Raw genomic sequence first — 11,286 nt, forward strand, 5'->3', positions numbered from 1 at the left:
ATGGACCCGAGACGTAGATCCCTGCTGCTCGCGGCCGCCGGCACCACAGCGGCCGCTGCCGTACCCACGACCGCCGCAGCCGTACCCACGACCGCCGCGGCCGTCCCCGCGACGAGGACCGCCGACTCCCACCCTCCGACCCGCCCGATCGTCATCGGTCACCGCGGCGCCGCCGGCTGGCGCCCGGAGCACACGGCGTCCTCGTACACGTACGCCGTGCAGACCGGCGCCGACTGGATCGAACCGGATCTGGTGCCGACCAAGGACCACGTCCTGGTCGTCCGGCACGAGAACGAGATCTCGCAGACGACGGACGTGGCCGCGCACCCGGAGTTCGCGGACCGCCGTACGACGAAGACGGTGGACGGACGGGCGGTGACCGGCTGGTTCACCGAGGACTTCACGCTGGCGGAGCTGAAGACGCTGCGGGCGGTGGAGCGGCTGCCGCTGGTCCGCAACCGCAACACCGTGTTCGACGGCCGGGACCGCGTCCTCACCTTCCAGGAGGTCGTCGACCTGGCGCGCGGACTGTCGAAGACGTACGGCCGGACGATCGCCGTCTTCCCGGAGACCAAGCACCCGACGTACTTCCGCTCGATCGGCCTGCCGCTGGAGCCGAAGCTGGCGTCCGCGATCCGCCGCAACCGGCTGGGCCGGCGCGAGTGCGTCGTGCAGTCCTTCGAGCCGACGAGCCTGAAGCGCATCGCGGCCGAGCGGCTGGGGGTGCCGCTGTGGCAGGCGCTGGGGACGACGGGTGGGCCGTACGACCTCGTCTCCGCCGGTGATCCGACGACGTACAAGGACATGATGACGCCGGCGGGGCTGGCGCGGATCGCCGCGTACGCGGGCTGGATCGGGCCGGACAAGTCCTCGCTCGTCGGCACGTCCCTGCTCGCGGACGCGCATGCGGCGGGGCTGCGGGTGGGCCCTTACACCTTTCGGGCGGAGAACCAGTTCCTGCCGGCGGATTTCCGGCGCGGTACCGGAGCGAACGATTTCGGGGACGCGTTCGCCGAGTACGCGCTGTACTTCGGGATGGGGGTCGACGCGGTGGTGACCGACTTCCCGGATCTGGCGGTGATGGCGAGGAGGGGTTGATGGCGCGAAGCCGGGCCTGCCCGAACTGCGGCACGATGCAGGAGTTCCAGAAGCTCGACGGCGCCGAGAAGGCGGCCGTCCGTGAGAAGAAGGGGGCCCGCCACTATGTGGATGACCTCTGGCGTTGCACTGCCGTCGGCTGTCTGACGTACTTCCCGGCCGGACGCCTGCGCGACCACGACCTCCTCCCCGAGAAGTTCCGCAAGGAGGAGGCCGCCGCCACCGAGCCGGAGTGACCCCTACAGGTTGCTGAAGTCCGGCCCCTTCGTCCGCGTCCGCTTGATCTCGTAGAAGCCCGGCACGGAGGCCACGGCGAGGGTGCCGTCCCACAGCCGCGCGGCATCCTCGCCCTTGGGGGCCGGGGTGACGACGGGGCCGAAGAAGGCGATCTGCTCGCCGTCGGCGCCGGGGACGGCGATGACCGGGGTGCCGACCTCCTGGCCGACCTTCTCGATGCCCTCCTTGTGGGAGGCGCGCAGCTCGGCGTCGAACTCGAAGTCCTCCTGGTCGGCGTAGTCGATCAGGTCGGCGGGCAGGCCGGCGTCGGCGAGCGCGCCGGCGATGGCCTCGGTGGTCGGGCCCTCGCCGTTGTTGTGGAAGCGGGTGCCGAGCGCGGTGTAGAGGGGGCCGAGGACGTCGGCGCCGTGCTTCTGCCAGGCGGCGGTCACCACGCGCACCGGCTTCCACGCGTGCGTGGCGAGCATCTCGCGGTATTCCTCGGGGAGGTCATCCAGCTTGTCCTCGTTCAGCACGGCCAGGCTCATGATGTGCCAGCGGACCTCGATGTCGCGGACCTTCTCCACCTCCAGCACCCAGCGGGAGGTCATCCAGGCCCAGGGGCACAGCGGGTCGAACCAGAAGTCGACGGGAGTCTTCTCCGACATGTCTCTCCTCATGAGGCAAGCGTGTGTCCGCGGAACATGTGGGGGAACGCCGCTGCTCGCCCCACCATTCCCCGCCAGACCATTGCCTGCCCTCCCCGCCCGGCCATTCCCCGCCCGCCCATTCCCCGGTGCCGTGCGGGAGAGGCGCATGGCAGGATCAGGACTGTCCGCATACTGAACATCACCCCAGGGAGTGCCACTCGTGCCCGGTGAGAATCTGTCCCGTGACGAGGCCCGGGAGCGGGCCGCCCTGCTGTCCGTCGACGGGTACGACGTGTCCCTCGACGTGCGTTCCGCCATCGGCGACGGAGACCCGGAAGGCGGGGCGCCGCGCACCTTCCGCTCGGTCACCACGATCCGCTTCCGCTGCGCCGAGCCCGGCGCCACCAGCTTCGCGGACCTGATCGCGCCGAGCGTGACGGCCGTCTCCCTCAACGGCACGGACCTGGACCCCAGCGAGGTCTTCGACGGCTCGCGGATCACCCTGGAGGACCTGGCCGCCGACAACGAGCTGGTCGTCGACGCCCAGTGCGCCTACTCCCGCACGGGTGAGGGCCTGCACCGCTTCGTCGACCCCGAGGACGGCGAGATCTACCTCTACACGCAGTACGAGCCGGCCGACTCCCGCCGCGTCTTCGCGAACTTCGAGCAGCCGGACCTCAAGGCGCCGTTCCGCTTCGAGGTGCGGGCGCCCGAGGGGTGGACGGTGTGGAGCAACGGGACCGGTGAACTCGCCGACGGGATGTGGAAGTTCGCCGAGACGAAGCCGATCTCGACGTACATCACGTGCGTCGTGGCGGGCCCGTACCACTACGTCACGGAACTCTACGAGCGCACCCTCGCCGACGGCACGACGCTGCGGATCCCGCTCGGCGCCATGTGCCGCAAGGGCCTCGCCCCGTACTTCGACGCCGACGACATCTTCCTGATCACCAAGCAGGGCCTGGACTTCTTCCACGAGCACTTCGACTACCCGTACCCGTTCGGGAAGTACGACCAGGCGTTCGTGCCGGAGTACAACCTCGGCGCGATGGAGAACCCGGGGATGGTGACCTTCCGGGAGGAGTACATCTTCCGCGGCAAGGTGACGCAGACGTCGTACGAGGGCCGGGCCAACGTCATCCTGCACGAGATGGCGCACATGTGGTTCGGCGATCTGGTCACCATGGTGTGGTGGGACGACCTGTGGCTGAAGGAGTCCTTCGCGGACTTCATGGGCACGTTCGCGAACGTCGGCGCGACCCGCTTCAAGGACGCCTGGATCACCTTCGCCAACCGCCGCAAGGCCTGGGCGTACCGCGCCGACCAGCTGCCCTCCACACACCCGATCACGGCGGACATCCGTGACCTGCAGGACGCGAAGCTGAACTTCGACGGCATCACGTACGCCAAGGGCGCCTCCGTCCTGAAGCAGCTCGTGGCGTACGTCGGTCAGGACGCGTTCCTGGAGGGCGCGCGGCGCTACTTCAAGCGGCACGCGTACGGCAACACGCGCCTCGGTGATCTGCTGTCGGTGCTGGAGGAGACCAGCGGCCGGGACATGGGCGCGTGGGCGCGGTCCTGGCTGCAGACGGCGGGCGTGAACTCGCTGACCCCGCAGGTGCTGCTGGACGCGGAGGGGCGGATCAGTGAGCTCGCGGTGCTCCAGGAGGCCGCTGAGTCCCACCCGGAGCTGCGGCCGCACATGGTCAAGGTGGGCCTGTACCGGCGTACCGAACACGGCGCGCTGGAGCGCTACTCCTGGGCGGCGCTGGATGTCGACGGGCCACGGACCGTGGCCTCTTACATGACCGGCGCGGAAGCCCCCGAGCTGGTGCTGGTCAACGACGACGACCTGACGTACTGCAAGACCCGCTTCGACGAGACGTCGCTGGCGACGCTGCGTTCCGCTCTCGGCGCCATGACCGATCCGCTGGCCCGTGCCCTGTGCTGGTCGGCGCTGTGGAACATGACGCGGGACGCGCTGCTGCCGGCGCGGGACTTCGTCGACCTGGTGCTGCGGTTCGCGGGGCGCGAGTCGGACATCGGCGTGCTGCAGATGCTGCACGCGTGGGCGAACTCGTCGCTGGTCCACTACGTGGCGCCGGACTGGCGGCCGACCGGCGAGCGGCTGGTCGCCGAGGGTGCGCTGCGGGAGCTGCGGGCCGCCGGGCCGGGCAGCGAGCAGCAGCTGGCGTGGGCGCGGTTCTTCGCGTCGGCGGCGTCGGGGCCGGAGGATCTGGGGCTGCTGCGGGGGCTGCTGGAGGGCACGGAGAAGATCGAGGGGCTGAACGTCGACCAGGAGCTGCGGTGGGCGTTCCTGGGCCCGCTGGCCGCGCACGGGGTCGCCGACGAGTCGGTGCTGGCGGCCGAACTGGCCCGTGACGACACCGCGTCCGGCAAGCGCCATCAGGTGCGCTGCCTCGCCGCGCGGCCCTCCGAGGCGGTGAAGGCGCAGGCGTGGGCGCAGGTCGTCGAGTCCGACGCGCTGTCGAACGCCCTGGTCGAGGCGACCATCGCGGGCTTCACCCAGCCCTCGCAGCGGGAGCTCATCGCGCCGTACGCCGACAAGTACTTCGCGGTGATCGAGCGGGTGTGGGAGGAGCGGTCGATCCAGATCGGCATGGACGTGGTCCGGGGTCTGTTCCCGGGGCTCCAGCAGTCGCAGGCCACGCTGGACGCCACGGACGCGTGGCTCACGGCCCACGAGGGCGCGGCTCCGGCGCTGCGGCGGCTGGTGCTGGAGGCGCGGGACGATCTGGCGCGGGGGCTGCGGGGGCAGGCGTGCGACGCGGGAGCTTCCGGATCGGCGTCAACCGCATAAGACCTTTGGCCAACGGTCTGGGCACTCCGTGACCGTTACGGAATTCAGGCAATAGCAGCCGTAACCCCTGGCCCAACCCGAACGGACCAGGGGTTTTCCGTGCCTACTCGGCATCCGAACACCCGTCCTTTAGTGCCAGGTTGTCCGTTTTTGTCGACGGGCGTGTAACAGCGGTTAGGGGGCGGATCAGACGCGGGAACCTCCGGGTCATGAACCACAACACCCCGGTCCCCCCGCTCTCCCCCCGCCCCCTGCGCCACCTCTCCGAGGTGCACCGCCGTGTCATGACGGCCGCTCAGCTGAAGTCCCACGGCGTCCCGGCCGCCGAGGCCAACGAGCAGTGCCGCCCCGGCGGCCCCTGGCGGCAGATCCTCCCCGGCGTCTTCCTGCTCCACCCCGGCATGCCCACCAGCGAGGAGCGCCTGCACGCGGTGCTGATGTACGCGGCGCGGGACCGGACGCCCGGGGTGCCGTCCCAGCCGAACCCGGGCGAGGCGCACGCCACCCCCGCCTATGCCGAGGCGATGATCACGGGCCTCGCGGCGCTGACCCTGCACGGCTTCTCGGCCACGCCGCCCCTCACCGCCCTGGACACCATCGACGTCCTGGTCCCCCGCATGCGCCGACTGCGCTCCACGGGATGCGTGCGCATCCTGCGCACCCCCGCGCTGCCCACCCCGCAGCAGGTGACGGGCCTCCCGGTGGCCCCGGTGCCCCGCGCCCTGGCCGACGCGGTCGCCGAACTGACGGACGCGGGCGCCGTACGCCGCCTGCTCACGGAGGCCGTCCGCGCCGGCCACTGCGAACCGGCGTCGGTGGTACGGGAGTTGAACCAGGCGAAGCTGCTGTCCCGCCCCCACGTCGTGGACGCGGTGGACTCCCTGCTCGCCGAGGGCCGCGCGATCGCGGAGGACCGCCTCTACGAGATGGTCCACGACTACGGCCTCCCCGACCCCGTCTGGAACGTCGACCTGCGCCTGCCCGGCGGCCCGCACCTCGGCGGCCTGGACGCCTACTGGCCGGACCAGGCGGTGGCGGTGGAACTGGACGCCCGGGCCCCGCGCCAGGACCACCGCGAGGACGACGACGCCCTCTGGTCCGAATACGCCCGCAAGCGCGAGCACTTGGAGCGGCTGGGCATCACGGTCGTGTACATCACCCCGAAGAAGCTCCGGGACGCGATGGAGCAGCAGGCCGCGGTGGTCCGTACGGCGCTGATGGCGGCGGCGGACCGGGATCCGGCGGCGTATGTCGTGGTGCTGCCGAGGTAGTGACGGACCGCGCGGGCAGCACCAGGAGGGGAGAGGAGGGGGCCGCCGTGCCTGACATCGGCGGCCCCCTCCTCGTGTCGTGGTGTCCCCGGTCACCCGCCGGGTCTCACTCCTCGAACTCGGGGATCAGCTCCCCCACCAGCCGGATGCTCCGCAACACGCTCTCGTGGGGCAGCGCCCCCACCTGCTGGAAGCACATCAGCCGGTCGATGCCCAGGTCGGCGTAGCCGCGCAGCTTCTTGCGGACGGTCTCGGGGCTGCCGACGATCAGGGAGTCCGGTCCTTGAGCGTTCGGTGCGGGGCGCCGAACGCGAGCGACTGCCCATCCTGTTCGTCTTCGGCGGCACTCCCGGCTGGGCCGCTCCCGGCGGCCCGAAGACGCCGTACCCGGACGACTCGCGCGCCGCACCACCCGACGACCTGGCCGACTGGGACCGCTTCGTCGAGGCGGTCGCCACCCGCTACCGCTCCCGGATCGGGGCGTACGAACTCTGGGACAGCGTGGGGGCCACCTCTCACTACGACGGGAAGATGTCCACTCTGGTCGAGATGGTGCGGAGGGCCGATCGCATCATCGGGCGTGCCGACCCGGACGCGAAGGTGGCCTGCCCCTCCTTCGGCAAGCTGTGGGAGCCCGAAGGCAGGGCGCTGCTCGAGAAGTTCGTACGTTCCGGCGGATACGAGTTCTGCGATGCCGCAGCGCTCAAACTGCACCCGCGCCGGGCCGACGGCCCACCCGAGGACATCATCGAGCTCGCGGCGAAGGTCGAGGACGTCTTCCGCGATCACAACGTGGCCCACCGCGTGTGGAACACCGGCCCGGGTGCGGAGATCGACGACGGGGCCCGGCTGTCCGACCGGCGCGCCAACGACTATGCCGTGCGTTTCTATCTGGTCGGCCTCTACATCCGTAAGTCGAACGTCGACCGGATGTATTTCTACTCCTGGGGCAGCCGGGGCGTCCCCCTGGTCGTCCAGCCCGTTGGCGGCGAGCCCACGGAGGCGGGCCGTCGCATCGGGCGGTTGCACGGCTGGCTTGCGGACAAGCGGGTCAGCTCCTGCGGAAAGGGGAGCGGCGTGGGTCTGCCGGACGGCGTCTTCGAGTGCGTCTTCCGGCACGGCCCGGATCGTGAACCCGACGCGGCGGGCCCCTGGCTGGCGGTCCGGTGGACCCAACACGGCCGCGTGAGCGACCGGTTGGGCAAGGGCGCCCGTCTGCTGCGCCGGATGGACGGCAGCAGCGAGCGGGTGCGGCCGGGTGCGCGGGTGGACTACGGGGAGACGCCGGTGCTCGTGGAGTACCGGGCGTGAGCCGACTCAGCCAAGGTCGCTGAGCCCGGCGGGGGCGAGCCAGGTGTTCCGCGCGTGCCCGGAACCGGGGAGGGAAGCCTTCGCCGACGCCTTCCCGCAGAACTCCGCCTCGATCACCGCCCCCGTGTCCCCCGACCAGTCCCCGTTGAGGTTGAAGGCCAGGGACTTGCGACCGTCCTTGGTCGTGATCGCCTCGGATATCGAGCCATGGATGCCGCCGCCGTGGCCCCAGACCGTGACGCCGCAGCTCAGCTCGGTCTCCATCAGGCCGAGGCCGTAACCGTTGGCCTCGTTGACGGGGACCGTCGTGGTCATCTCGGCCAGCTGTTCGCGCGGGAGGAGCCTGCCGCGCAGGAGGGCCGAGTAGAAGCGGTTCAGGTCGGTCGAGTTGGAGATCATCTCGCCGGCCGCGTAGGCGAGGGACGGGTTGATCTCCGTGACGTCGTACGTCGGGCCGGTCGCTGTCTCGGCCAGCTTGGAGTAGGCCCGGCTGCTGGGCCCGGGCACCGTCACGCGGGTGCCCGGGACGGACGTGGCGGTCAGGTGCAGTGGCTTGATGATGCGCTCACGGATCGCGTCGCCGTACGGACGCCCCGTGGCCTTCTCGATCACCATTCCGGCGAGCACGAAGTTGGTGTTGGAGTAGTTCCAGGACGTCCCCGGCTCGAAGTCCGGTTTGTGGGTCATGGCGAGCGCGACCAGGTCCTCGGGCTTCTTAGTGTCGTAGCGGTGCTCGAAGAAGCCGTCCTTCAGGAAGTACGTGCGGCCGAAGTCCTCGTCCGCCGTGTAGTTGAAGATGCCGCTGGTGTGGTTGAGGAGCTGGCGGAGGGTGATGCGGCTGCCGTCGTGGCCGTTGCCCCGCACCGCCCCCGGCAGCCACTTCTCCACCGTGTCGTCCAGCGACAGCCTGCCCTCCGCCTCCAGCTGGAGCAGCACGGTGGCGACGAACGTCTTGGTGATGCTGCCGACCCGGTAGCGGTCGTCCGCCGAACGCGGCTTCCCGGTCTTGATGTTGCCGACGCCCGCCGTCGCCGACCACGCGCCGCGTCCGTCCTTCGCCGTCACCGTCACGCCGGGGACCCCGTCCCCCACCGCGGCCTCGATGGCCTTGCGCGTCGCCTCGTGGTCGGTTCCGGCGGGCCCCGCCGCCATCGCGGGAGCCGCGAGGGCCACGGACAGCGCCACCGCCGTCGCCGCCACCAGGGCCGTGCGTGCCGTACGTACGCTCATGTCTCTCCCCCTTCCGCCCGCTCACGTCGAGCGGGGTCGGGGGGAGAGACTCGGGGTGCGGGTGCGAAGGTTGACGCCCTGTGCGGTGGTTGACCTTGTTTCGGCCAGGTCCTGCCGAGGAGGGGTTCGGCGGCGTCAGCCCTTCTTCAGCACCAGTTCCGTGTTGCGGTCCTTGCGCTCGCCGGCGAGCTTCGTGCTCGCGCCGGGCGCGTTGAAGGACAGCTCGCGGTAGAGGGCGGCCAGGCCCGTCTGGGAGAGGTCCGTGAAGCTGGTGCGGTGCGGGGCCGAGGACTCGATCAGGGTGGTGAACAGGGAGAGCGTGCCGTCCTTGTTGTCCACCACCTCGATGATCCGGGCGAGTTGGGGGAAGTCGACGTGGGAGGCGGTGGAGATCTCCCAGAAGGAGCGGCCGCCGGTGCCGGTGTGCGGCGTGATGACGTTCTTGTGGATGTGGCCGTTCACCCAGGCGAGGACGTTGGCGTGGCTGCCCAGCAGCTTGAGCAGCTCGGCGCCGCCGACGCGCCGCTCGCTCGGGCGGGCCGGGTCGCGGCGGAGGTTGTCCATCGTCTCGCTGGTGTGATGGCTGAAGATGATCGCGTACGAGTCCTTGTTCTCCCGCAGCGTCCGGTCCAGCCACTTGAACTGGGCCGCCCCGATGGACCCTTCGTAGTGCCCGCCCGGGTCGGTGGTGTCGAGGCTGATGCCGATGACGTCGTCGGCGATCCGGAAGCTGTAGTACTGGGTGCCCGCCTCCAGGTTGGCCGTCGAGTAGCCGTGGCCGACCGGGCCGTGGCCCTGGAAGGCCGGGTTCAGGTGGGCCTGGACGTACTCCTTGGGCGTGAACGGGGCGCGGCTCTCGTCCGGCGTGACCGAGCGCATCGAGCGGGCGTGGGCCTTGAGGAAGTCCTTGAAGACGGTGCCCCGCGGGTCCTTGTCCTGCTTGAGGGAGTCCTGGAGCTTCTTGGCGTCCGCGGCGGAGACGTTCATCAGCTTCTTGCCGCCGACGGCGAGGTCGGTGAGGTAGGAGTCGCTGTGCGAGGCGTAGGTGCCCAGCGGCATCGCGTCGTGGTTGCCGACCGTCGAGTACCACGGGATGTTCAGGCCGGGGCTGCGCAGCTCGCGGATCGCGGCGTCCAGGAAGCCCTCGATGTGCGGGAAGCCGAGCTGCTTGTCGGCGTCGCGGATGCTGTCGTCGGCCTGCCAGTACAGCTTGAGGCCACTGTTCTGGACGCCCTCGTAGCGCCGCGGGTCGCCGGTGTTCGGGGTGACCCGGCCGCCGCTCATCACCGTCAGGAACCACTCCAGCTCGGACTTGCAGTTGTTGTCCGTGTTGTCACCGGTGGTCATGGCGAAGTGGAACGGGGCACCGGTGACGGGGCCGCCCCGCAGCGCGTTGAGCCGCTCGACGAGCGCCACCGCGCCCGGCACGGTCAGCGCCTCCTGCGGCCGCCAGGCGTGCACGTCGGTCGAGCGGAGGTACTCGAGGCGGAGCGGGTGCTGGGCGTCGATCAGGTGCAGATCGGTGAGCTGGACGAAGGCGGCGAGCGCCGTACGCCGGTTCTCGCGGCCCGACTTGGCCGACGCCAGGTTCTCGCGGACGACCCGCTTCCAGCCGGGGCCGTCGCCGAGCCGGCGGTAGCCGGAGGTGCCGCGCGGGGCGGCGAGGTTCGTGAGCGTGGTGCCCCGGGTGTACGGCGCGAGGGCGGCCGGCAGCCGGCGGGAGGCGCCGACGGGGGCCTCGGCGGCGGCGTTGCCCGTGCCGGTGCTCGCCGTACCCGCGGTGTCCGTGGTCGTGGCGGCCTGGCTGTCGGTGGGCCGCAGGGCGTAGCCGACGCCGGCGGAGAGAGTCACCGCTCCGGTGGCGGCGAGCAGGGTGCGGCGGTGGACCCCCAGCGCGGAGCTGGCGACAGAGCGTATGCGCGACATGGCGCGATCTCCCCGAGTGCGAACTGCGTCGGCAGTGGTCACGGGCGATCGCTGACGCGAACGTCCCGCTCACTGTGGATCGTTGGCACCGGGAATGACCTGCGCATGAACATGACGGCAACGCGCAGCGCCGATCACCGTACGTGGATCTTCGCCCACCTTCCGCGTTCACGGCCGCTCCTCGAACGGCCGGGACGCGGTCACTCCGTGTTCATCTTTCGGGGTAGTGAAGCTACTTCGCGAGCTATTACCCGGCGCTGTGGATCCGCCCCGCGGCCGGCCGCTCGCGCCACAGCGACAGCCCCTTGTCGACCATGGGGACGCGGATCAGCTCCGGCACCGCGTCCATCGGATGCCAGGCCGCCATGTCGGTCGAGCCGTTGGCCTCGTAGCGCAGGTCGCCGCCGACGATCCGGGCCTCGTAGACGAGCCGTACCCCGTGATGGTCGACGTTCCGGCCGAAGCGGCCCGGGAAGGTGCGGTGGGAGGAGTCGATGCCGAGCAGTCCCGTGGGTTCGACGACATAGCCGGTCTCCTCGTCCACCTCCCGCACGACCGTGTCGTAGGGATCCTCGCCGTGCTCCATGCCGCCACCCGGCAGCACCCACTCGAAGCCGCCGCCGGGCGCAGGGGACCGCGCGAGGAGGAGCTGTCCGTCACGAACGCATATGGCGTAGGCCGCCACCCTCAGCTTCTTGCGCACATACGGACATTAGCGTCCAAGCGTTGTGTTCCGTATGTGCTTTATCTCCCCAAAGCCACT

General features: G+C 70.6%; 9 protein-coding genes. 5 read left to right on the top strand and 4 right to left on the bottom strand.

Annotated features, from left to right (window positions below; genetic code table 11):
• Positions 1–1,098 (top strand): glycerophosphodiester phosphodiesterase family protein, encoded by a 1,098-nt coding sequence (locus ACIA8X_RS05630; RefSeq protein ID WP_393451501.1) that lies wholly within the window; start codon positions 1–3, stop codon positions 1,096–1,098.
• Positions 1,098–1,334 carry a hypothetical protein gene (locus ACIA8X_RS05635; protein ID WP_393451503.1) on the top strand — a complete coding sequence of 79 codons (237 nt, stop codon included), beginning with the start codon at positions 1,098–1,100 and terminating at the stop codon, positions 1,332–1,334. Before ACIA8X_RS05630 ends, ACIA8X_RS05635 begins: the two co-directional genes overlap by 1 nt.
• A gap of 3 nt (positions 1,335–1,337) precedes the next feature.
• Here ACIA8X_RS05635 and ACIA8X_RS05640 read toward each other — a convergent pair whose 3' ends face one another.
• Positions 1,338–1,982, bottom strand: a complete 645-nt coding sequence (locus ACIA8X_RS05640) for a DsbA family protein (RefSeq protein WP_393451506.1) — start codon at positions 1,980–1,982, stop codon at positions 1,338–1,340.
• A 202-nt stretch (positions 1,983–2,184) separates the two neighbouring features.
• Between ACIA8X_RS05640 and pepN the strand changes: the two genes are divergently transcribed.
• The 3 genes from pepN to ACIA8X_RS05655 all read left to right on the top strand — a co-directional run bounded on the left by pepN (position 2,185) and on the right by ACIA8X_RS05655 (position 7,367).
• A complete protein-coding gene (gene pepN / locus ACIA8X_RS05645) occupies positions 2,185–4,785 on the top strand; it encodes an aminopeptidase N (RefSeq protein WP_393451509.1) in 2,601 nt (866 codons plus the stop codon).
• Positions 4,786–4,994: 209 nt separating this feature from the next.
• Positions 4,995–6,056, top strand: coding sequence for a hypothetical protein (locus tag ACIA8X_RS05650; RefSeq protein WP_393451512.1), 1,062 nt, complete (start codon positions 4,995–4,997; stop codon positions 6,054–6,056).
• A 294-nt stretch (positions 6,057–6,350) separates the two neighbouring features.
• Positions 6,351–7,367 carry a hypothetical protein gene (locus ACIA8X_RS05655; protein WP_393451515.1) on the top strand — a complete coding sequence of 339 codons (1,017 nt, stop codon included), beginning with the start codon at positions 6,351–6,353 and terminating at the stop codon, positions 7,365–7,367.
• A 6-nt stretch (positions 7,368–7,373) separates the two neighbouring features.
• Here the strand turns inward: ACIA8X_RS05655 and ACIA8X_RS05660 are convergent, their stop codons facing one another.
• The 3 genes from ACIA8X_RS05660 to ACIA8X_RS05670 form a co-directional block, all read right to left on the bottom strand.
• On the bottom strand, positions 7,374–8,597 hold the full coding sequence (locus tag ACIA8X_RS05660; RefSeq protein WP_399457836.1) for a serine hydrolase domain-containing protein: 1,224 nt from the start codon (positions 8,595–8,597) through the stop codon (positions 7,374–7,376).
• Positions 8,598–8,732: 135 nt separating this feature from the next.
• Complete coding sequence (locus tag ACIA8X_RS05665; protein WP_393451521.1) at positions 8,733–10,523, bottom strand: TIGR03767 family metallophosphoesterase; 1,791 nt, start codon at positions 10,521–10,523, stop codon at positions 8,733–8,735.
• A 247-nt stretch (positions 10,524–10,770) separates the two neighbouring features.
• A complete protein-coding gene (locus ACIA8X_RS05670) occupies positions 10,771–11,226 on the bottom strand; it encodes an NUDIX hydrolase (RefSeq protein ID WP_399457837.1) in 456 nt (151 codons plus the stop codon).
• Positions 11,227–11,286 lie beyond the last annotated feature (60 nt).

This window comes from Streptomyces sp. NPDC051738 (genome assembly GCF_044453205.1).
GTDB lineage: Bacteria > Actinomycetota > Actinomycetes > Streptomycetales > Streptomycetaceae > Streptomyces.